General features: G+C 51.8%; 20 protein-coding genes and 5 tRNA genes. 6 read left to right on the top strand and 19 right to left on the bottom strand.

What is annotated here, in order from left to right; all coding sequences use genetic code 11:
• Position 1: 1 nt before the first annotated feature.
• The 10 genes from OGY15_RS02895 to nagB all read right to left on the bottom strand — a co-directional run bounded on the left by OGY15_RS02895 (position 2) and on the right by nagB (position 6,776).
• Positions 2-78 (bottom strand) — tRNA-Met (locus OGY15_RS02895).
• A 20-nt stretch (positions 79-98) separates the two neighbouring features.
• Positions 99-173, bottom strand: a tRNA-Gln gene (locus OGY15_RS02890).
• A gap of 37 nt (positions 174-210) precedes the next feature.
• Positions 211-285, bottom strand: a tRNA-Gln gene (locus OGY15_RS02885).
• Between the two features lie 23 nt (positions 286-308).
• A tRNA-Leu gene (locus OGY15_RS02880) sits at positions 309-393 on the bottom strand.
• Positions 394-401: 8 nt separating this feature from the next.
• A tRNA-Met gene (locus tag OGY15_RS02875) sits at positions 402-478 on the bottom strand.
• 223 nt (positions 479-701) lie between these two features.
• Positions 702-2,366, bottom strand: coding sequence for an asparagine synthase B (gene asnB / locus OGY15_RS02870; protein ID WP_286538146.1), 1,665 nt, complete (start codon positions 2,364-2,366; stop codon positions 702-704).
• Between the two features lie 252 nt (positions 2,367-2,618).
• Positions 2,619-3,371 (bottom strand): ribonucleotide monophosphatase NagD, encoded by a 753-nt coding sequence (nagD, locus tag OGY15_RS02865; protein WP_005121413.1) that lies wholly within the window; start codon positions 3,369-3,371, stop codon positions 2,619-2,621.
• 166 nt (positions 3,372-3,537) lie between these two features.
• Positions 3,538-4,758: a DNA-binding transcriptional regulator NagC gene (gene nagC / locus OGY15_RS02860; protein ID WP_151219518.1), complete on the bottom strand. Its 1,221-nt coding sequence runs from the start codon at positions 4,756-4,758 to the stop codon at positions 3,538-3,540.
• A gap of 8 nt (positions 4,759-4,766) precedes the next feature.
• Positions 4,767-5,915, bottom strand: coding sequence for an N-acetylglucosamine-6-phosphate deacetylase (nagA, locus tag OGY15_RS02855; protein ID WP_151224925.1), 1,149 nt, complete (start codon positions 5,913-5,915; stop codon positions 4,767-4,769).
• A 60-nt stretch (positions 5,916-5,975) separates the two neighbouring features.
• A complete protein-coding gene (nagB, locus tag OGY15_RS02850) occupies positions 5,976-6,776 on the bottom strand; it encodes a glucosamine-6-phosphate deaminase (protein ID WP_085047509.1) in 801 nt (266 codons plus the stop codon).
• Between the two features lie 342 nt (positions 6,777-7,118).
• Here nagB and nagE point away from each other — a divergent pair, with 342 nt between their 5' ends.
• The 4 genes from nagE (at position 7,119) to OGY15_RS02830 (ending at position 13,142) form a co-directional block, all read left to right on the top strand.
• Positions 7,119-9,068: a PTS N-acetyl glucosamine transporter subunit IIABC gene (nagE, locus tag OGY15_RS02845; RefSeq protein WP_151219520.1), complete on the top strand. Its 1,950-nt coding sequence runs from the start codon at positions 7,119-7,121 to the stop codon at positions 9,066-9,068.
• Between the two features lie 187 nt (positions 9,069-9,255).
• Entirely contained in the window at positions 9,256-10,923 is a 1,668-nt protein-coding gene (glnS, locus tag OGY15_RS02840; RefSeq protein ID WP_210904821.1) for a glutamine--tRNA ligase, read from the top strand.
• 430 nt (positions 10,924-11,353) lie between these two features.
• Complete coding sequence (gene chiP / locus OGY15_RS02835) at positions 11,354-12,760, top strand: chitoporin ChiP (protein ID WP_151219521.1); 1,407 nt, start codon at positions 11,354-11,356, stop codon at positions 12,758-12,760.
• Between the two features lie 49 nt (positions 12,761-12,809).
• The gene (locus tag OGY15_RS02830) at positions 12,810-13,142 is read left to right on the top strand and encodes a ChiQ/YbfN family lipoprotein (RefSeq protein ID WP_003022817.1); all 333 of its coding nucleotides are present in this window, start codon (positions 12,810-12,812) and stop codon (positions 13,140-13,142) included.
• 51 nt (positions 13,143-13,193) lie between these two features.
• On the opposite strand, the gene OGY15_RS02825 is transcribed toward OGY15_RS02830, so the two are convergent.
• From OGY15_RS02825 to ybfF, 9 genes are all read right to left on the bottom strand, one after another.
• Positions 13,194-14,489, bottom strand: a complete 1,296-nt coding sequence (locus OGY15_RS02825; protein WP_187252810.1) for an MFS transporter — start codon at positions 14,487-14,489, stop codon at positions 13,194-13,196.
• 53 nt (positions 14,490-14,542) lie between these two features.
• Positions 14,543-15,682 (bottom strand): tricarballylate utilization 4Fe-4S protein TcuB, encoded by a 1,140-nt coding sequence (gene tcuB, locus OGY15_RS02820; protein WP_151219522.1) that lies wholly within the window; start codon positions 15,680-15,682, stop codon positions 14,543-14,545.
• Positions 15,669-17,072 carry an FAD-dependent tricarballylate dehydrogenase TcuA gene (gene tcuA, locus OGY15_RS02815; protein WP_286538134.1) on the bottom strand — a complete coding sequence of 468 codons (1,404 nt, stop codon included), beginning with the start codon at positions 17,070-17,072 and terminating at the stop codon, positions 15,669-15,671. Before tcuA ends, tcuB begins: the two co-directional genes overlap by 14 nt.
• Positions 17,073-17,169: 97 nt before the next feature.
• Positions 17,170-18,096: a tricarballylate utilization LysR family transcriptional regulator TcuR gene (gene tcuR / locus OGY15_RS02810; RefSeq protein WP_151219523.1), complete on the bottom strand. Its 927-nt coding sequence runs from the start codon at positions 18,094-18,096 to the stop codon at positions 17,170-17,172.
• Between the two features lie 129 nt (positions 18,097-18,225).
• Positions 18,226-18,672: a ferric iron uptake transcriptional regulator gene (gene fur, locus OGY15_RS02805; protein ID WP_003022836.1), complete on the bottom strand. Its 447-nt coding sequence runs from the start codon at positions 18,670-18,672 to the stop codon at positions 18,226-18,228.
• Positions 18,665-18,751 (bottom strand): ryhB-regulated fur leader peptide, encoded by an 87-nt coding sequence (locus tag OGY15_RS02800; RefSeq protein ID WP_049259739.1) that lies wholly within the window; start codon positions 18,749-18,751, stop codon positions 18,665-18,667. The genes fur and OGY15_RS02800 overlap by 8 nt, the downstream gene beginning before the upstream one ends.
• 210 nt (positions 18,752-18,961) lie before the next feature.
• On the bottom strand, positions 18,962-19,492 hold the full coding sequence (gene fldA / locus OGY15_RS02795) for a flavodoxin FldA (protein WP_003022839.1): 531 nt from the start codon (positions 19,490-19,492) through the stop codon (positions 18,962-18,964).
• Between the two features lie 155 nt (positions 19,493-19,647).
• Positions 19,648-19,935 (bottom strand): LexA regulated protein, encoded by a 288-nt coding sequence (ybfE, locus tag OGY15_RS02790; protein WP_151225090.1) that lies wholly within the window; start codon positions 19,933-19,935, stop codon positions 19,648-19,650.
• A 128-nt stretch (positions 19,936-20,063) separates the two neighbouring features.
• The gene (gene ybfF, locus OGY15_RS02785) at positions 20,064-20,837 is read right to left on the bottom strand and encodes an esterase (protein WP_286538129.1); all 774 of its coding nucleotides are present in this window, start codon (positions 20,835-20,837) and stop codon (positions 20,064-20,066) included.
• A 193-nt stretch (positions 20,838-21,030) separates the two neighbouring features.
• On the opposite strand from ybfF, the gene seqA reads away from it, so the two are divergent.
• Together seqA and pgm are read left to right on the top strand one after the other, a co-directional pair.
• Complete coding sequence (gene seqA, locus OGY15_RS02780) at positions 21,031-21,573, top strand: replication initiation negative regulator SeqA (RefSeq protein ID WP_151219526.1); 543 nt, start codon at positions 21,031-21,033, stop codon at positions 21,571-21,573.
• Positions 21,574-21,597: 24 nt separating this feature from the next.
• Positions 21,598-23,238 (top strand): phosphoglucomutase (alpha-D-glucose-1,6-bisphosphate-dependent), encoded by a 1,641-nt coding sequence (gene pgm / locus OGY15_RS02775; protein ID WP_286538127.1) that lies wholly within the window; start codon positions 21,598-21,600, stop codon positions 23,236-23,238.
• Positions 23,239-23,283: the final 45 nt, after the last annotated feature.

Below are 23,283 nucleotides of genomic sequence, written 5' to 3'. Positions count from 1 at the left end.
ATGGTGGCTACGACGGGATTCGAACCTGTGACCCCATCATTATGAGTGATGTGCTCTAACCAGCTGAGCTACGTAGCCATATACTACTTAATCTTCGATGGCTGGGGTACCTGGATTCGAACCAGGGAATGCCGGTATCAAAAACCGGTGCCTTACCGCTTGGCGATACCCCAATGACCGTTGCGGTGAACCGCTATATCGAAGAAAAAATGGCTGGGGTACCTGGATTCGAACCAGGGAATGCCGGTATCAAAAACCGGTGCCTTACCGCTTGGCGATACCCCATCCGTGCAACGCTTACGGGTGAATGGTGCGGGAGGCGAGACTTGAACTCGCACACCTTGCGGCGCCAGAACCTAAATCTGGTGCGTCTACCAATTTCGCCACTCCCGCAAAAAAGATGGTGGCTACGACGGGATTCGAACCTGTGACCCCATCATTATGAGTGATGTGCTCTAACCAGCTGAGCTACGTAGCCATCTTTTTTTCGCGTAACCTTATCGGCGTTGCGGGGCGCATTATGCGTATTGAGCCTTGAAGCGTCAACCCCTTTTTCATTGAAAATAGCTGGAATGTGACTGTTTGGTTAGGTTGCGAACAGCATGACGCAATATTCGGCAATTATTAGTTATTAATTGTTTTTTTGCACAGAAAACAGACATAAAAAAAGAGCCCCGCAGGGCCCTTTTCCAGGGATTAACTTATTTATAAGCGGATTGGTGTACGCCAACTGCACGACCTGAAGGATCGTTCATGGTTTTAAACGCTTCATCCCATTCGATCGCTTTGGCCGAAGAACAGGCAACCGACGGCCCGCCAGGTACACATTCCGCCGCGCTCGCAACCGGGAACAGCTCTTCGAAAATTTCACGATACAAATACGCCTCTTTAGATGATGGCGTGTTGTACGGGAAACGGAAGCTGGCGGTTTCCAGTTGTTGGTCAGAAACTTGTTCAGCAGCGACTTCTTTCAGTGTATCAATCCAACTGTAACCGACACCGTCAGAGAACTGCTCTTTCTGCCGCCATGCGACGCTTGCCGGCAGGTAGGATTCAAAACATTCGCGCAGAACATGTTTTTCCATTTTGCCGTTGCCGCACATTTTATCCTGCGGGTTGATGCGCATCGCCACATCAAGGAATTTCTTATCCAGGAAGGGCACACGAGCCTCCACGCCCCAGGCTGACATGGCTTTGTTGGCGCGAGCGCAGTCGAACATATGCAGCGCCTGTAGCTTGCGCACGGTCTCTTCATGCAGCTCTTTTGCATCCGGCGCTTTGTGGAAATAGAGATAGCCGCCAAACACTTCGTCCGAACCTTCACCCGACAGCACCATTTTAATGCCCATCGCTTTAATTTTACGCGACATTAAGTACATTGGCGTCGAGGCGCGAATGGTTGTGACATCGTAAGTTTCAATGTGATAAATCACGTCGCGGATAGCATCCAGACCTTCCTGCACGGTGAAGTGGATCTCGTGGTGCACGGTACCCAGATGGTTCGCCACTTCTTGTGCGGCTTTCAGATCTGGTGCGCCCTCCAGGCCGACGGCGAAGGAGTGCAGTTGCGGCCACCATGCTTCGCTACGTTCCTGATCTTCAACACGACGTGCCGCGTATTTTTTGGTGATTGCGGAAATGACCGAAGAATCCAGACCGCCGGACAGCAATACACCGTAAGGAACATCTGACATCAGGTGACTTTTCACCGCATCTTCCAGCGCCTGACGCAGCTCGTTTTTATCGGTAACGTTGTCTTTAACCGCATCATATTCAAACCAGTCGCGCTGGTAGTACTGACGAATTTCGCCGTCTTTGCTCCATAAATAGCTACCTGCCGGGAATTCTTTGATCGTGCGGCATACAGGAACAAGGGCTTTCATTTCAGACGCGACGTAGAAGTTACCGTGCTCGTCGTAACCCATATATAGCGGGATGATCCCAATATGATCGCGACCGATCAGATAAGCGTCCTGCTCGCTGTCGTACAGGGCAAAAGTAAACATGCCTTGCAGGTCATCCAGGAACTCTGGGCCTTTTTCCTGGTACAGCGCGAGGATAACTTCGCAGTCGGAACCGGTCTGGAACTGGTAGCGATCGCCGTATTCAGCGCGCAGCGCCTGATGGTTATAAATTTCACCGTTAACTGCCAGGATATGCGTTTTCTTTACGTTGTACAGCGGTTGAGCTCCGGCATTGACGTCGACGATGGACAGACGTTCATGCGCCAGAATGGCGTTATCATCGGCGTAAATACCCGACCAGTCCGGGCCGCGATGGCGCATCAGACGAGACAATTCCAGGGCTTTTTTACGCAGTTCAACTGCGTCAGTTTTAATATCGAATACGCCAAAAATAGAACACATAACCTTCTCCGTTAACCTGTTGCGTGATGCTTTTTTTTGTTTGCTTGATAAAGAAAATGCCGCAAAGCGGGAGAGGGCGCAAGCGAATTACGGGTCAGAAAATAAAAAACGCAATGGTCATTGTGGATTGGTGAAAAAAGATTATGTAATGAACATTGTTATTGATGAATCAGCAATGAAATGGTGATTTTATTGAATGGATGGATTTTTCAGGCCGGGTAACTTGCAGGTGGTGTTATCCGGCCAGGGGGATTAAATGACGTCTATCTCAGCAACGGACGGGTAAATCCAGCTCGGTCTGAACGGCATGCTGTCGATGTCATCAAGCGTCGATACGCCAGATAATACCAGGATGGTTTCGAGACCCGCCTGGAAGCCCGCCAGAATATCGGTACGCAGGTTGTCGCCAACGATAACCGTCTCTTCCGAGTGCGCCTGCATTTTGTTGAGCGCTGCACGAATAATCCACGGGCTGGGTTTCCCCACATAAAACGGCTTACGGCCAGAGATTTTTTCGATACCGGCGCACAGCGCACCGCAGGCAGGATAAAAGCCACGGCCGTGAGTATCCGGGTTTGTGGCGATGAAACGGGCGCCGTTAGCCACAAAATAGGCGGCTTTATGCATCATGTCCCAGTTATAGGAACGCGTCTCGCCAACAATCACAAAATCCGGGTTCACGTCGGTAATCGTAAATCCGGCTTTATACAGTTCGTGGATCAGCGCTCCTTCACCTACCACATAGGCCTTTTTACCTTCCTGGCGACGAAGAAAATCAGCGGTAGCCATGGCAGAAGTATAAAAGACGCTATCGGGGACATTCACACCTGCGGTGGCGAAGCGGTTGGCCAGATCTTGCCCGGTCTGTGAAGGGTAGTTAGTCAGCAAAACGAGCGGCAGACCTTTTTCCAGAATCCCGGTCAGAAATTCTGCCGCACCCGGTACGGCAACATTGTCGTGCATCAGCACGCCGTCGATATCACAAATTACATTCTTAATGGCCATGGACAATCCGACATTAAAAAAAGAAGGCATTACTATACACAAAATACACGACATCATTCGAGTTGCATCAAGGCGGCAAGTCTGCGAACCCCTGGAACTTACTGAAGTAAGTGACCGGGCTGAGCAGATGCAGCTAACGCAGAGGCAGCTTGAAGGATGACATGTATTAGCTTTCCAGCAAACGTTGCAGCAAAGTCCCGTTGAGCATTGCACGCTTCACCAGCGCAAAGGCGCCAATGGCGGAGCGGTGATCCAGCGTGGAACGAACCACCGGTAAATTGTGACGAAACGCCTTCAACGCCTGCGTGTTGATACAGCTCTCTATGGCTGGTAGTAGCACTTTATCCGCTTCGGTAATTTCGCCTGCAATGACGATTTTTTGCGGGTTAAACAGGTTGATGGCGATAGCGATGGTTTTACCCAGGTGTCGACCAACGTGCTCGATGACTTCTGCTGCCAGATTGTCGCCTTTATTCGCTGCCCTGCAGATGGCTTTGATACTGCAATCATCCAGCGTGAGCCGACTTGGATAGCCTTGTTTTAGCAAGTTTTGTACGCGGTGTTCGATAGAAGCATTAGCCGCAATGGTTTCCAGACAGCCGAAATTACCGCAGTGACAGCGCTCACCCAGCGGTTCTACCTGAATATGACCAATCTCACCTACGTTGCCATTGCGACCGATGAAAATGCGACCATTGGAAATAATTCCCGCGCCGGTTCCGCGGTGAACACGCACCAAAATGGAGTCTTCGCAATCCTGACTTGCCCCGAAATAGTGCTCGGCCAGCGCCAGACTGCGAATATCGTGACCGACAAAGCAGGTGACCTTAAAGCGTTTTTCAAGCGCTTCGACCAGCCCCCAGTTTTCAACCTGAATGTGTGGCATATAGCGAATAACGCCGCTTTCAGGGTCAACCAGGCCTGGCAGGATGACGGAAATCGCAATCAGCTCGCGGATTTTCCGCTGGCAGCTCTCAATAAAGGAGGCAATGGTGTTGAGCAGCGCATACTCCAGCGTTTCCTGGGTACGCTCCGGGAGAGGGTAGTGCTCTTCAGCGACCACTTTACTGCTCATGTCATAGAGCGTGAGCGTGGTATCGTGACGGCCCAGTCGCACACCAATCGCGTGGAAATTGCGGGTTTCGGTGACGATGGAGATAGCGCGGCGGCCCCCGGTGGAGGCCTGCTGATCGACTTCTTTGATCAACCCGCGTTCGATCAACTGACGCGTAATTTTGGTTACGCTGGCGGGGGCAAGCTGGCTTTGCTCGGCAATTTGAATTCGCGAGATTGGCCCATGCTGGTCAATCAGGCGATAAACCGCCGCGCTGTTAAGCTGTTTTACGAGGTCAACATTACCTATTTGAGCTTGTCCGCCTGGTGTCATTCTTTCTCTTACTCAGTAACGACCTCGTTGCCATTAACGATGGTCTTGATAATTTTAAAGTCGTGCGTGAACGCAGTCAGGTTGGCTACTTTGCCTGGCGCGATGCTGCCGAGTTGTTTGTCGACGCCAATGGCGCGAGCAGGGTAGAGCGTTGCCATGCGCAGGACTTCGTCGAGAGCGATATTCGCATGTTCGACCAGATTGCGTACGCCTTCAATCATGGTTAATGATGAACCGCTCAACGTACCGTTCTCATCAACGCACAATCCATTGCGGTAGTATATTGTTTTACCAGCGAAAATGAACTGTTCAATGTTTGCACCTGCTGGCGCGGTCGCGTCGGTGACCAGGCACAGCTTGTCGCCTTTCAGGCGCTTGGCATTACGAATGTTAACGTAGTCAACGTGCAGGCCATCGGCGATGATACCGCAGTAGATATCGGCTTCATCAAGAATTGCGCCCGCCAGTCCCGGTTCACGACCGGTAATGTACGGCATCGCGTTGAACAAATGGGTCGCAAAGGTGATGCCTGCGCGGAAGCCGATTTTGGCTTCTTTGACCGTTGCATTTGAGTGACCCGCAGAAACCACAATACCGGCATTCACCAGTTTGGTGATGACCTCTACCGGAACCATTTCTGGCGCCAGCGTCACTTTAGTGATGACATCGGCATTATCGCACAGGAAATCGACAAGCGCAGCGTCCGGTTGACGGACAAATCCCGGATTATGCGTGCCTTTTTTCACCAGATTCAGCCAAGGACCCTCCAGATGAAGCCCTAATGCCTGATTCGGGTGTTTCGCCAGGTATTCACGCATGACGCGAACGCCCTGCTTCATCAGGTCATCGCTGGTGGTGATAAGCGTTGGCAGGAAGCTGGTGCAGCCCGATTTTTCATTGGCTTTCTGCATGATTTCCAGCGTTTCAACGGTTACGGCTTCTGCCGTATCGTTAAACTGTACGCCGCCGCAGCCGTTTAGCTGTACATCGATAAAACCGGGGGAAATAATGGCCCCATTCAGTGAGCGCTGTTCAATTCCTGACGGTAACTCAGCCAGTGGGCAAACGCTGTCAATCAGGCCATTGGCGACAACAATCGCATGGTCATCAAGAATTTCGTGACCGGTAAAGATCCGGCCCTGGGTTAAAGCATACATTCCGACCCCCGATTTCAAAAAATGCCGCCCTGCAACTCATCGACAGGGCGGAGACATCAATTACAGACCTTTAATATTTTCCGCTTCTAACTCGTTAAAGTATTTCAGCGTTTTCACTTTCAGTTCCATGGTGGAAGGCTCATCGCAGACCACAACGGCTTTCGGATGCAACTGCAGGCAACTGATGGTCCACATATGGTTAACATTGCCTTCAACGGCGGCTTGTAGGGCCTGCGCTTTCTGGTGACCCAGAACCAAAATCATCACTTCTTCAGCATCCAGCAGAGTACCCACGCCAACGGTCAGCGCATATTTAGGCACCTGGTTTACGTCACCGTCAAAGAAGCGTGAGTTAGCAACACGCGTGTCGTGAGTCAGCGTTTTGATGCGGGTACGGGAAGCCAAAGAGGAAGCCGGTTCGTTGAACGCGATGTGACCATCATTACCTACACCGCCCATGAACAGGTGGATTTTACCGTAAGAACGGATTTTTTCTTCGTACTGACGGCATTCTGCATCAATATCCGGCGCATTACCATTGAGGAGGTTGATGTTTTCTGCTGGAATATCAACGTGATCAAAGAAGTTACGATGCATGAAACTATGATAGCTTTCCGGATGTTCCTTCGGCAGGCCTACATATTCATCCATGTTGAAAGTGACAACATGTTTGAAGCTCACCTGGCCCGCTTTGTGCATTTCGACTAATGCTTTATAGGCTGTCAGCGGAGTACCGCCAGTCGGCAGGCCCAGAACGAACGGACGATCTGCCGTTGGTTTGAACGCGTTAATACGGTTAACGATATGGCGAGCAGCCCATTTGCCGACTTGTTCAGCGGTATTCAGGGGGATCAGTCTCATTCTTCACCTCAAAAGTAAATGTAAGCAATTGGCGGATTGAGTCTCTGTGCAGTATTAAGCGTAACTTGGTTTTGCATCGGTAAGGATCAATCCGTTTCGATTTTTTGAATGATAAAATAAGTTTTCGTAGTTAGCCAGTGAAAGGGAGGGTTAATAACGATATTTGGTGACTGGAATCACAAAAAACATGCTTTTAATTTGCGATACGAATTAAATTTTCACACACTCTGAATGTAGATGAATGGTTAATATCGTTGTTCCAGAATCTTGTTGTCAGGAATGGTCGCACAATAAAAATATGGCTTCAAAGAAGCCTAATCGGGGTCTCGTAGGGGGAATAAAATGAATATTTTAGGTTTTTTCCAGCGGCTGGGTAGGGCGTTACAGCTCCCCATCGCTGTGCTGCCAGTCGCGGCACTGCTGCTGCGATTCGGCCAACCAGATTTACTTAACGTACCCTTCATCGCGCAAGCGGGTGGGGCCATTTTTGATAACCTCGCGTTAATTTTCGCGATCGGTGTGGCATCCAGCTGGTCAAAAGACAGCGCAGGTGCGGCAGCGCTGGCGGGTGCGGTCGGTTATTTCATATTGACCAAAGCAATGGTTACCATTAACCCAGCCATCAACATGGGTGTGCTGGCGGGTATCATTACCGGTCTGGTCGGCGGCGCCGTCTATAACCGCTGGTCTGGTATCAAACTGCCTGACTTCCTGAGCTTCTTTGGCGGCAAACGCTTCGTGCCGATCGCCACTGGCTTTTTCTGTCTGGTGCTGGCTGCAATCTTTGGCTACGTGTGGCCGCCGGTGCAGAACGCCATCCACGCGGGTGGTGAGTGGATCGTAGGCGCTGGCGCGCTGGGTTCAGGTATCTTTGGTTTCATCAACCGTCTGCTGATCCCAACCGGTCTGCATCAGGTTCTGAACACCATCGCCTGGTTCCAGATTGGCGAATTTACTAACGCCGCAGGAACCGTATTCCACGGTGACATCAACCGCTTCTATGCGGGTGACGGTACTGCGGGTATGTTCATGTCTGGCTTCTTCCCGATCATGATGTTTGGTCTGCCGGGTGCGGCGCTGGCGATGTACTTCGCGGCTCCAAAAGCACGTCGTCCGATGGTTGGCGGTATGCTGCTGTCCGTGGCGATCACTGCATTCCTGACTGGTGTTACCGAGCCGCTGGAATTCCTGTTCATGTTCCTGGCTCCGCTGCTGTACCTCCTGCACGCAGTGTTAACGGGTATCAGCCTGTTCGTTGCGACACTGCTGGGGATCCACGCGGGCTTCTCCTTCTCCGCAGGTGCTATCGACTACGTGTTGATGTACAACCTGCCGGCAGCAAGTAAGAACGTCTGGATGCTGGTGGTGATGGGGCTGGTGTTCTTCGTTATTTACTTCGTGTTGTTCAGCGCGGTTATTCGTCTGTTTAACCTGAAAACGCCGGGCCGCGAAGATAAAGAAGACGATATCGTCACTGAAGAAGCGAACAGCAATACTGAAGAAGGTCTGGCTCAACTGGCAACCAGCTACATTGCAGCGGTTGGCGGTACCGATAACCTGAAAGCGATTGATGCCTGTATTACCCGTCTGCGTCTGACCGTTGCCGACTCTGGTCGCGTAAATGATGCGATGTGTAAACGCTTAGGCGCTTCTGGTGTGGTTAAGCTGAACAAGCAAACTATTCAGGTCATCGTGGGTGCAAAAGCTGAATCCATTGGCGATGAAATGAAGAAAGTTGTCGCGCGTGGTCCGGTGGCGGCAGCGTTTGGTGAAAGTGCGCCAGCGGCGGCAGCTCCAGTTGCAAAACCGCAGGCTGTCGCGAACGCGGTAACCGTTGAAGCGTTGGTTTCTCCTATTACCGGTGATGTGGTTGCACTGGAACAGGTTCCTGATGAAGCCTTCGCCAGCAAAGCAGTAGGTGACGGCGTGGCGGTAAAACCGACCGATAAAATCGTGGTTGCTCCGGCTGCGGGCACTATCGTGAAAATCTTCAACACTAACCATGCGTTCTGCCTGGAAACCGTGAAAGGCGCGGAAATTGTGGTCCATATGGGCATCGATACTGTAGCGCTGGAAGGTAAAGGCTTTAAGCGTCTGGTTGAAGAAGGTGCGGAAGTAACGGCAGGTCAACCGATTCTGGAAATGGATCTGGAGTTCCTGAACGCCAACGCACGTTCCATGATTAGCCCGGTTGTGTGCAGCAACAGCGATGATTTCGGCGCGCTGGTCATTAAAGCCGAAGGTCATGTGGTTGCTGGTCAGACACCGCTGTATGAAATTAAAGGTAAATAACTGCTCCTGAGTAAAGTAAGTTAAGTGCCTCAAGCGGCGGGGGATAATCCTCCGCCGCTTTTTTTTACAGCAAATACCCTCATATATCCTGCTGAAACACCTTTTTTGTGCAACTAATAGTTGTCTCCTGACGTCGCTTATAAGATCATGTTCCGTTATACGTTGTTTACGCTTTGAGGAATCCACGATGAGTGAGGCTGAAGCCCGCCCGAGTAACTTTATTCGTCAGATCATCGATGAAGATCTGGCCAGTGGTAAGCACACCACTATCCATACACGTTTTCCGCCGGAGCCAAATGGCTATCTGCACATTGGCCACGCGAAATCCATTTGTCTGAACTTTGGCATTGCGCAAGATTACCAGGGCCAGTGCAACCTGCGTTTTGATGATACGAACCCGGTTAAAGAAGATATCGAGTACGTTGAGTCGATTAAAAACGACGTTGAATGGTTAGGTTTCCACTGGACTGGCGACATTCGCTACTCTTCGGATTACTTCGATCAGCTTCACGCCTATGCGGTAGAGCTTATTAATAAAGGCCTGGCGTACGTTGACGAACTGTCAGCGGACGAAATCCGCGAATACCGTGGCACGCTGACTCAGCCGGGCAAAAACAGCCCGTTCCGCGATCGTAGCGTCGAAGAGAACCTCGCGCTGTTCGAAAAAATGCGTACCGGTGGTTTTGAAGAAGGTAAAGCCTGTCTGCGCGCGAAAATCGATATGGCTTCGCCATTTATCGTGATGCGCGATCCGGTGCTGTACCGTATCAAGTTCGCTGAACACCACCAGACCGGCAATAAGTGGTGCATCTACCCGATGTACGACTTTACCCACTGCATCAGCGATGCGCTGGAAGGCATTACGCATTCACTGTGTACGCTGGAGTTCCAGGATAACCGTCGTCTGTACGACTGGGTGCTGGACAACATCACCATTCCGGTTCATCCGCGCCAGTACGAATTCTCGCGCCTGAATCTGGAATACACCGTGATGTCCAAGCGTAAGCTAAACCTGCTGGTGACCGACAAGCACGTTGAAGGCTGGGACGATCCGCGTATGCCAACAATTTCTGGCCTGCGTCGTCGCGGTTACACCGCTGCCGCGATCCGCGAGTTCTGCAAACGCATTGGCGTAACTAAGCAGGACAACACCATTGAGATCGCTTCTCTGGAATCCTGTATCCGCGAAGATCTGAACGAAAACGCTCCGCGCGCGATGGCGGTTATCGATCCGGTGAAACTGGTTATCGAAAACTACCCACAGGGCGAAAGCGAGCTGGTCACTATGCCTAACCATCCGAACAAACCGGAAATGGGCAGCCGTGAAGTACCGTTTAGCGGTGAAATTTGGATCGATCGTGCAGACTTCCGCGAAGAAGCGAACAAGCAATACAAACGTCTGGTGATGGGCAAAGAAGTGCGTCTGCGTAACGCTTACGTGATCAAGGCCGAACGTGTCGAGAAAGATGCGGAAGGGAATATCACCACCATTTTCTGCACCTATGATGCCGATACCCTGAGCAAAGATCCGGCTGATGGTCGTAAAGTTAAAGGTGTTATTCACTGGGTGAGCGCGTCCCATGCGCTGCCGATTGAAATCCGTCTGTACGATCGCCTGTTTAGCGTTCCAAACCCAGGCGCGGCGGAAGACTTCCTGTCCGTCATTAACCCGGAATCGTTGGTTATTAAGCAGGGCTACGGTGAGCCATCGCTGCAGGCTGCGGTTGCAGGCAAAGCGTTCCAGTTTGAGCGTGAAGGTTACTTCTGTCTGGACAGCCGCTATGCAACAGCAGACAAGCTGGTGTTTAACCGCACCGTTGGTCTGCGCGACACGTGGGCTAAAGTCGGCGAATAAGTCGCAATACCTCCAGTCTAAACGCCGCGTCATGCGGCGTTTTTTTTCGCAAAAAAACCGTACGCCAGGCTCCGTTTGCGGAGCGAATTAATTACATGTCTGTAATAATGGAATGGCTGAATATTTTTACGTTTAAATAACTTACCTCAATATGAAATAGGCTGAAACCGATTTCATCCTCATGGAAAACAAGCGATTTTTTCAACTTTTCAACGCTTTTTTATCTGTCGATGAAAATGTAACAGAAAGCAATCAAATATGTGCGGTTGCTCATACTATTACATACTCGTTACAGAAAGAGATTGATAATTCGCGTCGCGAAAAATAGTCTATTCATTGTAGTCACTGAGGTTTTCTTAGCGCTACTTTTTTTATTTTTTTCGCTGTCCGCTTTTGTCGGCAGCATTTTTATGTCAAAGAGGATTAACATATGCGTACGTTTAGTGGCAAACGTAGTACGCTGGCGCTGGCTATCGCCGGTATCACAGCAATGTCGGGTTTTGTTGTCGCTCCCCAGGTACACGCCGAAGGATTTATTGATGACTCTACCTTAACCGGCGGCATCTACTACTGGCAGCGTGAGCGTGACCGTAAAGATGTGACCGATCACGACAAATACAAAACCAACCTTTCTCACTCCACCTGGAATGCTAACCTCGACTTCCAGTCCGGTTACGCGGCTGATATGTTTGGTATTGATATCGCAGCATTCACTGCTATTGAAATGAACGAAAGTAGCGAAAGCGGCCATCCAAACGAAATTGCATTCTCTTCCAAAAATAAAGGCTATGACGAAGATTACTCCGGCGATAAGAGCGGGATTAGCCTTTATAAAGCAGCAGCTAAATTTAAATATGGTCCAGCCTGGGCGCGTGCCGGTTACATTCAACCAACCGGACAGACTTTGCTGGCTCCGCACTGGAGCTTTATGCCAGGTACCTATCAGGGTGCTGAAGCTGGCGCCAACTTCGACTATGGCGATGCTGGTGCGCTGAGCTTCTCCTATATGTGGGCCAATGAATATAAAGCACCGTGGCACACCGAAGTGGATAAATTCTATCAGGCCGATAAGAAAACCAGCGTAGATTACCTGCACTCAATCGGTGCGAAATATGATTTCAAAAATAACCTGTTACTGGAAGCAGCATTTGGCCAGTCAGAGGGCTACGTCGATCAGTACTTCGCCAAAGCCAGCTACAAATTCGATTTAGGGGGTAATCCGTTTACCACCAGCTATCAGTTCTACGGCGCACGTGACAAAGTTGACGATCGCACCGTGAACGATATTTATGACGGTACGGCCTGGCTGCAGGCGCTGACCTTCGGTTATAAAGTAGCGGAAGTGGTTGACCTGCGTCTGGAAGGTACCTGGGTTAAAGCGGACGGGCAGCAGGGCTACTTCCTGCAGCGTATGACCCCGACCTACGCTTCATCAAACGGTCGCCTGGATATCTGGTGGGATAACCGTTCTGACTTCAACGCCAACGGCGAAAAGGCAGTTTTCTTCGGCGCAATGTATGATCTGAAGAACTGGAACCTGCCTGGCTGGGCAGTGGGCGCGTCCTACGTTTACGCATGGGATGCCAAACCAGCGACCTGGCAGCTCAACCCGGATGCGTACTACGACAAAAACCGCACTATCGAAGAGTCCTCTTACAGCCTGGATGCGGTCTACACCCTGCAAGATGGTCGTGCGAAGGGCACTATGTTTAAACTGCACTTCACCCAGTACGACAACCATTCAGACATTCCGAGCTGGGGCGGTGGTTACGGCAACATCTTCCAGGATGAGCGCGACGTGAAGTTCATCGTTATTGCTCCATTCACCATCTTCTAATGCCAATAGCGGCAGGACGGGCGCCTGCCGCCTCGTTGAGGAAAGTGCTATGAAAAAACTGATACTCATCGCCGTTATGGCATCAGGGCTGGTGGCTTGTACGCAATCCCCTGCACCGAAAGAAGACAGCCGCCTGAAAGAAGCCTACAGCGCGTGTATTAATACCGCGCAAGGATCGCCGGAAAAAATAGAAGCCTGCCAAAGCGTGTTGAATGTACTGAAGAAAGAAAAACAGCACCAGCAGTTTGCCAATGAAGAAAGCGTACGTGTGCTGGATTATCAGCAGTGTATCCAGGCCACACGTACGGGGAACGATCAGGCCGTTAATGCTGATTGTGACAAAGTTTGGCAGGAAATTCGCAGCAAGAATGCCGCGCAGTAATTCAAAAAATGAAAAAGACAACGGGCGGAGATTTCTCCGCCCGTTTGCATTTCAGAGTTTATGTTCGAGCGGCTGATAACCCCGGCTCAACCGGATAAACAGCATTGCTGTAGCGGCGAGTCCGCAAAGTGCCGCACACATCAGCCACCATCCTGGTGAACTTTTATCCCCGGTTAGCTGGACCAGCGCTGTGGATATAACGGGTGTAAGGCCGCCAAAAATAGCTGTGGCAAGGCTGAATGCCAGTGAAAAACCCACTGTACGGACGTAGACAGGCATCACCTCGGTGAGTGCGGCAACCATTGCCCCGTTGTACATACCAAAAAAGAACGAAAACCAAAGCAGAACCAGTGTCATGCGCGTGAAATCTGGCGCGGCGGTGAGCCAGTGCATTACCGGCCAGGTGGTGATCAGTGCAAGTACAGTTATACCCATCAGCACCGGACGACGACCAATTCGGTCAGAAATCGCTCCGCCAATCGGCAGCCAGATAAAGTTAGAAATCCCGACCAGCATAGTGACTACCAGGCTGTCGCGCGCGCTCAAGTGGAGTACAGCCCTGCCGTAGGTCGGGGTATAGACGGTGATGAAGTAAAACGTTGTTGTGGTCATCGCCACCAGCAGCGTGCCTGCAGCGATGAGACGCCAGTTTTTGACGATAGTGGTGAAAATTTCCCTGGTGTCGGGACGGTGCGTGCGTTGTAAAAATGCCTCGGTTTCCTGCAGCGAGCGGCGGAGCACGAAGATCAAAGGAATAATCATGCAACCAATAAAGAAGGGAATGCGCCAGCCCCATTCCGAGATCTCATCATGTCCCAGGGTGGCGTTCAGGCCATAACCAATCAGCGCCGCCACCACAATGGCGACCTGTTGACTGGCGGATTGCCAGCTGGTGTAGAAGCCTTTATTGCCAGGCGTGGCGATTTCAGAAAGATAAACTGAGACGCCGCCTAACTCCACGCCTGCAGAAAATCCCTGTAATAATCGTCCAAGTAATACCAGCACGGGAGCCAGCAGACCAATACTGTGATAGCCGGGTACCACGGCTATCAGCAGAGTACCGCAGCCCATAATCGCCAGCGTTACCATCAGACCTTTACGACGACCAATTCTGTCGATGTAAGCACCCAGTACAATGGCGCCAACGGGTCGCATTAAGAAACCCGAACCAAAAACGGCGAAAGTTAACATTAGCCCGGCAAATTCACTCTCCGCGGGAAAGAAGGTCTTTGCGATATAGGTGGCGTAAAACCCGAACAGAAAAAAGTCGAACTGTTCGAGGAAATTACCGCTGGTTACCCGCAGTATTGCGCCGAAAGTTCCGGCACGCGATGGATGTTGTGTCATTGGGTTTGCTCCACTGTCTTATCATAATATTTATAGAGGTAAGAGTGTGCGGGTTAGTTGTCTGTGATCCCCGCCTGTTTGCCGCGCCGTTTCTCAATCGCCCACTTGAGTAAGGCTGCGCAGCGGTAAAATCCATGGGCAAATTTTCCGTAAGGAATGGTCAGAAAGAGCGCCATGACCACGCCGAGGTGAATGGCGAGTAAAACAGCCATCCATGACGTGTCTCTTCCCGCCAGAAGCGCTAAACCGGTCAGACTGGTCAGCAGCAGCAGTAAAATAAAACCGCGATCCATCGGTTTTTGCCGTGCGTCGCCATGCAGCGGTGAACGCTTAACGTTCAGCCATAACAAACCCGCTGGGCCGATAATCAGGCCAATACCGCCTAATGTGCCCAATATTACCGGCACGCTGAGGAACGGATAGGGCGCTTCAATACCTGCGAAATAGTGATAGCCCGTCGCCACCACGGTGGCGGCAAAGCAGAGCATAAAACCGTAGAAGGTAAAGTGATGGTAACGGCGGCGCATCAGGGTGAAGGCATCATCTGCTTCGTTACACCCTTTGCCGTGCCCACCATCGAGATATTTCAGCGTCAGCGCATTGTGTGAGGCTTCAGCAATGTCGGTGGAAAGCGGTATTCCCGGAGAAATTTCGCGCCAGAATCGGATAACGCCCGCCATTAGCAGAACGATTGCCAGAATAAAGACTGAACCAAACATCCAGGCCAGCAGGTTATGCGGGAAAATTTGATAGAAATCACCGGCCAGTGGAGGATGGAGTAACGAGCCCTTTAACCCCATGGCGAGAAGTAAAAACAGGATCAGACCGAAAACCAGTGCCAGCGTCACGGTGACGCCAGCACGACGATAAAGCGCACCAAAGGCGGCGGGTTGTGCGTAGTGCTGATAGGTTTCCAGCCGGACTTCCGCCATTGCCTTCGGCACGTTGATGGCAAATTCATGAGGCGGGGCATACTGACACGCGTGCAGGCAGGCGCCGCAGTTATGGCACAGGTTCGCCAGATAGTTGATATCCGCTTTACCGAATTCCAGACGCTGCGTCATTGCCGGGAACACGGCGCAAAATCCTTCACAATAGCGGCAGGCGTTACACACCTGCATCACACGTTCAACTTCAGCTTCCGACTCGGTGATGATTTGCGCGTCGATGATCAATTTCTCAAGCTGTTTCATAACGTACCTCCTTCTGTGCTGCCAGAGCAGCCTCCTTTCCGGCAATGCGGCCAAAAGTGGTGCCGATCGACATCCCCACGCCTGCGGTGTAGCCCTTGCCCAGCACATTGCCTGCCATCATCTCTCCGGCGACGAACAGGTTGCGGCTTGGAAGCCCTGCAAAGTGTACGGCAGCGCGTTCATTCACTTTCAATCCGAGATAGGTGAAGGTGATCCCTGGCCGCAGGGCATACCCGTAGTAAGGCGGCTGGTCCAGCGGTCGCGCCCAGTGTGTCTTTGCGGGGGCTAACGCTTTCGTCGTGCAGTTATCCAGAATGGTATGGTCGAAATGGCCTGGCTGGCAGGCGTTGTTATACTGCGTTACGGTGTGGGTAAAACGTTCAGCATTGAGACCCAACTGATGCGCCAGATCCGCCAGCGTATTGGCCTGTGCGCCAGGAAAGACTAGTGGCATGAAGTGGCCGATGGCCTTACTGTCGATAATGGAGTAACCAATCTGCCCTGGCTGTTGGGCGACCAGTCGTCCCCAGATGGCGTAGCGTTTGGGCCAGAAATCTTCGCCTTCATCATAAAAACGCTCAGCGTCACGGTTGACGACAATGCCAAGCGAAACGCAGTCCACGCGGGTGCATATTCCGCCGTCATATAATGGTGCTCTGGCATCAATGGCTACACAGTGTGACTGGGAGGGGTCGCCGATGATGTCCGCCCCGGCGTCGATCATAAATTTGAGCAGTACGCCCTGATTAAAGCGTGTGCCGCGAATCAGGAAGTTATCCGCAGGCCACTCACCGCGTTCATTTTCCCCCCAGGCTTCACGTAGCCATTCGCGGTTTGATTCAAACCCGCCAGCGGCAAGCACGCAGGATTTCGCTGTAATACGCTCTTTGCCCGCCAGCGCCGCCACGAATTTGCCGTTATGCAGTTCAAGCGCCTGTACCGGGGTGTTATAGCGGATTTGCACACCTAACTTTTCTGCGCTGCGATAATAGGCATTCACGAGGGCTTTCCCGCCGCCCATAAAAAAGGCGTTGGTTCGCGCCACGTGTAAAGCGCCAGAGAGGGGAGGTTGAAAATTCACGCCGTGTCGGTGCATCCAGTCGCGGCATTGTGAAGAGGTGCGGATCACCAGACGTGCCAGGGCTTCGTTGGTATTGCCCTCCGTGACACGCTGCAGATCCTGCCAATACTCCTCTTCAGGGTAGCTTTCCACCAGCACATCCTGCGGCGCATCATGCATACAGCGCAGATTACGCGTGTGTTGGGAGTTTCCCCCGCGCCATTCCCGGGGGGCTGCTTCGAGCAGGAGTACCGAAGCTCCTTGCTCCCGGGCGGTTAGGGCAGCACATAACGCGGCATTGCCACCGCCAATCACCAGAACGTCAACCATCGTATACTCCATTACCATTTAACTAATTGTTAAATTTGTAATTGAAATGTATACGTGCAGCTTGTGCGGGCGCTATAACGCAGTGCTAAAGGGGGTTTTAGTTATTGTAAAGGATAGCGCCAGGCCAGCGTCCCGCTTCTACCAGTTGATGCATCACTTTCGTCAGCACCACGCGGGCTGCGAGCCCCGCCGGGGTGAGTTCATCGTCAGAGAGGCTGACCAGAAAGTTGGGGCGACTCAGTATTGGATTATGGACGCCGATCACTCTTAGCGTCTCTTTATCGAGATGGGAAATTGCCGCGCCGGGCTGGAGGGTAGCGCCGATCCCACTGCGAACGGCGCGCATTAGTAGCGCCAGACCATCAATTTCTGTTGCGATCTCAATGCGTAGCGCGTGTTCCTGACAAATCGCTTCCAGCCTGCCGCGCAGACCGTGGCCTGGGCTAGGCATTATCAATGGAATATGTGCCAATTGGGCTGGAGCAATATTGTCATCAGTAATATCAGCCAGTAAAGCATGGGTGCCAATTAAAAACAGCCGCTCTTCGAGAATCGGTCTGGCGCTCCAGCGCAGGAGCTTTTCTTTTTGAAACACAACGGCCAGGTCAATCTGACGAGTGCTGATCATTCGTTCCAGGTTACCAGAGAGGCTTTCCACCACATGCAGACGGACATCACTATAGGTTTCTCGCATGGCGTTGATAAAAGGCATGCCGAGAATGGAAGCGGTACTGGGGGCCATGCCGACGCTGACGTGTCCGGAAAGGCGGGATTCTCGTGCTGCGAGGATTGCATCGTCTGCGTGACGGAGCGCCAGCTGCGCCTGGGCGTAAAATGCCAGCCCGGCGCTGGTGGGCGTCACGCCACGCGAGGTGCGTTGCAGCAGGCGAATAGCAAGTTCATTTTCCAGGCGGGACATTTGCTGGCTGAGTGCCGAAACCCCAATATTGAGATCGAGCGCCGCACTACCCATGCTGCCAGTTTCGACAATGCGAACAAAATAACGTAGCTGGCGAAGTTCCATTTCGATTCTCCGGAAGGGACAATTGATTTTTACATTAAAGCAACACAAGAGTGGAGGGAAGGGGGGAACGGGCTGAAAACGTGCATAAAAAAAGCCAACCGGATGGTTGGCTTTTCAGAAAGCATCACATTACTTGCCGTCGTGCGCGTGCTCATCTTCGCGACAATCACCTTCGGCGCAGTGACCGTAAAGATACAGGCTATGGTTGGTTAAACGAATACCATGTTTAGCCGCAATCTCACGCTGGCGCGCTTCGATGGAATCATCGCTGAACTCGACCACTTTGCCGCAGTCGAGGCAAATGAGGTGATCGTGATGATGCTGTTGAGTCAGTTCGAAGACGGATTTACCACCTTCAAAATTATGGCGGGTCACGATACCGGCATCATCAAACTGGTTCAGCACGCGATACACGGTCGCCAGACCAATTTCTTCACCCATATCGATCAGGCGTTTGTACAAGTCTTCCGCACTGACGTGATGGTTATCCGGTTCCTGAAGAACTTCCAGAATTTTTAAACGAGGAAGCGTTACTTTCAGGCCAGCCTTCTTTAATGCGGTATTGTTGTCAGTCATGCGGAATCTGTCCTGTAGCTAAACGATTCACTTCATTAACAGAAGTGACAGAAATTGCACTTGAGATAATGCGATTCATTATAGAACTGCCATGGCTAAATGAAAACTGCAAGTCTCTGGCAAATATTGTTAATCAAAACGTGGTATCGCCGACAAACACACTGTGCAACACCCGATTGGCATCCAGCCATTGTACAGGGTCAGACGGAAAAGTTACAAATTTGTAGCAATTATTTTGATTGGTTTTATCTATTGATGCGGCGCAGATAGAAATCTACGCCGTACAAAATCAGGCATTGATGATTTCGTCGAGGTGCAGCTCTTCAGAGATCTGCTTAACCCATTTTTCTACGCGCTCTGCGGTCAGCTCAGGCTGACGGTCTTCATCGATAGCCAGCCCGACAAAGTGGTCGTCGTCAGCCAGACCTTTGGACGCTTCAAAGTGATAACCTGCAGTCGGCCAGTGACCAACGATGGTTGCGCCGCGCGGTTCGATGATGTCGCGAATGGTACCTAACGCGTCGCAGAAGTATTCTGCGTAATCTTCCTGGTCGCCGCAGCCGAACAATGCAACCAGTTTGCCGTTAAAATCAATGTCTTCGAGGGTAGGGAAGAAATCGTCCCAATCACACTGTGCTTCACCGTAGTACCAGGTTGGAATGCCAAGCAGCAGAATGTCATACCCTTCGAGATCTTCTTTGCTGCTTTTTGCAATGTCATGAACGTCGGCAACGTCTTTACCAAGCTGTTTTTGAATCATTTTTGCGATATTTTCGGTGTTACCGGTGTCGCTGCCGAAAAAGATGCCAGTGATTGCCATGAGTAAAATAACCTCTTGAAACTTATTGAAATGGTGGTGGCGCATTGCCCACGGATAAGGGCAATCATAGCAGAACAGTCAGGCATGCGGAAACAGCAAACACACAGGACTGCACTCTGTGCTACACGATTTATGATTTAGAGCAGAAATTCAGACTATGCCTGATCGCGCAACGCGCTGAGTTGGGTCATCAGCATCTCTTCGATGAGTTCACTGCGACTCATGTTGCGCGCCTCGGCCAGCTCGTTCAGAGCGTCAACGGCATCAGCGTTCAGTTTCAGTTCGACACGCTTAAGCCCGCGAACTTTATCGCGTTTAAGCTGATTACGTTTGTTAATACGTAACTGTTCATCACGCGAGAGCGGATTAGTTTTGGGTCGTCCCGGGCGACGCTCCTGCGCGAACAGATCTAATGTCGTACGGTCCGTTTGTTCTTTGGCCATGATCTTGGTGACTTCGGGGAAACAATCAGCCAGGCGTCTGCCCGGATGGATAGCGCGCCATAATACATCAGCAGGGGAGACACGCCAACGTCCACGCGCGTAATCGCGCACAGACGCTGAGTTTTTAATCAGTTAGCCTGTTCATTCAGATAACGATGGATGGCACGCAGCACCGCCTCCGGTTTTTCTGCATGCACCCAATGCCCGGCACCTGCTATAACGTGCGCCCGAGCCTGCGGGAATTGCGCCAGCAGTTGGTCACGATACGCTTCGGTAACATACGGTGAATTACCACCCGGGATAAACAGCGCCGGGAGCTCCCATGCCGGAATGGTCTCCCAACCGACGATATGAGGATATTGATCCCACAGCACAGGAACATTAAAGCGCCACTCGCCGTCAACAAAGGATTTCAGCAGAAACTGGATCACACCTTCTTCTTGCAGGTGCTGACGCATAACGCTCGCCGCCTGCTGACGTGAAGAGGATTGTGCGTCAGTTACCGCGTTAATGGCAGCAAAAATCTTATCGTGGCGGCGAACATGGTAGTCAACGGGAGCAATGTCGATGGCGACCAGCCGTTCGACACGTTCAGGGGCCAGCGCGGTCAGCGCCATGACGGCTTTGCCACCCATCGAGTGACCAATAAAGATCGCTTTTTCGATTTGCCGATCGTCCAGCGTATCCAGCAGATCTTGCGCCATAGCCGGATAATTCATCTCAGGTGAACGAGGGGAGAGGCCATGATTTCGCATATCAACCTGGATGATATCGTGATCGGCCACTAGATCGCGTGCCAGGATCCCGAGGTTATCCAGACTGCCAAACAGGCCGTGAACCAGGACGATGGGAGAATTATTGTGCAGGTTTTGCGCAGATTGCGCTCGGATATTCAATTTCATGGCAAAGTTCTTTTTTTCACACTGACGGGTTAGGGTATCATGTTGACCATTCTGCCACATGGCTGCAACAACTACGGTTACTCCGAGTTTTGCGTGCCACCAGGCTTGACGCTATCCGCTGTTGGGATTTGCCTTTACACTACGCGTGTTGACCCAACAACTTGTATTCAGCTAAACACTGCACTGGATTAAGATGAAAACGATTGAAGTTGATGATGAACTCTATAGCTATATTGCCAGCCACACCAAGCATATCGGCGAGAGCGCATCCGACATTTTACGGCGTATGTTGAAATTTTCCGCCGCATCACAGCCTGTCATTCCGGTAGTAAAAGAAGTCCGCGCTGTGCAAGCTGTCGTGGAAGCCAAGCCGGTTAACCCCGTAAAAGATAAAGTGCGCGCGATGCGTGAACTGCTGCTGTCCGACGAATACGCTGAACAGAAGAAAGCAGTAAATCGCTTTATGCTGGTGCTGTCTACACTCTATTCACTGGATCACAACGCGTTCGCCGAAGCAACGGAATCGTTGCACGGACGTACGCGCGTTTATTTTGCAGCGGATGAACAGACGCTGTTGAAAAATGGTAATCAAACCAAACCGAAGCACGTGCCAGGCACGCCGTACTGGGTGATCACCAATACCAATACCGGCCGTAAATGCAGCATGGTTGAGCACATCATGCAGTCAATGCAATTCCCTGCGGAATTGATTGAAAAGGTTTGCGGAACAATTTAATCCTTGCATTAGAAGGACCAGGCAATGGCAATCCACAACCGTGCAGGTCAACCTGCGCAACAGAGTGATTTGATTAACGTCGCCCAACTGACGGCACAGTACTACGTACTGAAACCAACGGCAGGGAACGCTGAGCACGCCGTCAAGTTCGGTACGTCCGGACATCGCGGCAGTGCAGGTCGTCATAGTTTTAACGAGCCGCATATTCTGGCTATCGCTCAGGCGATTGCTGAAGAGCGTGCGAAAAACGGGATTACTGGCCCGTGCCATGTGGGCAAGGACACCCACGCGTTGTCTGAACCGGCTTTCATCTCTGTACTGGAAGTGCTGGCGGCGAACGGCGTTGATGTCATCGTGCAGGAAAATAACGGCTTTACGCCAACGCCTGCCGTGTCGAATGCAATCCTGGTCCATAATAAAAAAGGCGGCCCGCTGGCTGATGGCATTGTGATCACGCCGTCTCACAACCCGCCGGAAGACGGCGGTATTAAGTACAATCCGCCTAACGGTGGTCCGGCTGATACTAATGTTACCAAAGTGGTTGAAGACAGAGCCAACGCGCTGCTGGCCGACGGTCTGCAAGGCGTGAAGCGCATGTCGCTGGATGCTGCGTTGGCATCCGGTCATGTTAAAGAACAGGATCTGGTGCAGCCTTTCGTGGAAGGACTGGCTGACATCGTCGACATGGCGGCGATTCAGAAAGCGGGCCTGACGCTGGGTGTCGATCCGCTGGGCGGTTCCGGTATCGAATACTGGAAGCGTATTGCGAAGCACTACAACCTGAACCTGACTATTGTTAACGATCACGTTGATCAGACTTTCCGCTTTATGCATCTCGACAAAGACGGTGCGATCCGTATGGACTGCTCCTCCGAGTGCGCGATGGCGGGCCTGCTGGCGCTGCGCGACAAGTTCGATCTCGCTTTTGCCAACGATCCGGATTACGACCGTCATGGCATCGTCACGCCCGCTGGTCTGATGAACCCGAACCACTACCTGGCGGTGGCGATTAACTACCTGTTCCAGCACCGTCCACAGTGGGGCAAAGACGTTGCCGTCGGTAAGACGCTGGTTTCTTCGGCGATGATTGACCGCGTGGTGAATGCTTTAGGGCGTAAACTGGTTGAAGTCCCGGTTGGCTTTAAATGGTTCGTTGACGGTCTGTTTGATGGCAGCTTTGGTTTTGGCGGTGAAGAGAGCGCGGGTGCCTCTTTCCTGCGTTTCGATGGTACACCGTGGTCAACGGATAAAGACGGCATCATCATGTGTCTGTTGGCGGCTGAAATTACCGCAGTGACCGGTAAAAACCCGCAAGAGCACTACAACGAGCTGGCTGCTCGTTTTGGCGCGCCGAGCTACAACCGCCTGCAGGCCAGCGCGACCTCTGCGCAGAAAGCGGCGCTGTCTAAGCTGTCTCCGGAAATGGTGAGTGCCAGCACGCTTGCGGGTGACCCGATCACCGCACGTCTGACGTCGGCACCGGGTAACGGTGCTTCTATCGGTGGTCTGAAAGTGATGACCGACAACGGCTGGTTTGCCGCACGTCCTTCTGGTACAGAAGACGCTTACAAGATCTACTGCGAAAGTTTCCTCGGTGAAGAGCACCGCAAGCAGATCGAGAAAGAGGCGGTCGAGATTGTCAGCGAAGTGTTGAAAAACGCGTAAGTACTGTTCGCACTGACGCGTTTTATAGGCCCGGTAAGCTAGCGC

It is taken from the genome of Citrobacter sp. Cu231 (assembly GCF_030332265.1).
In the GTDB taxonomy this organism is placed as follows: domain Bacteria; phylum Pseudomonadota; class Gammaproteobacteria; order Enterobacterales; family Enterobacteriaceae; genus Citrobacter; species Citrobacter meridianamericanus.
This window is presented reverse-complemented; position numbering and strand designations above follow the sequence as displayed.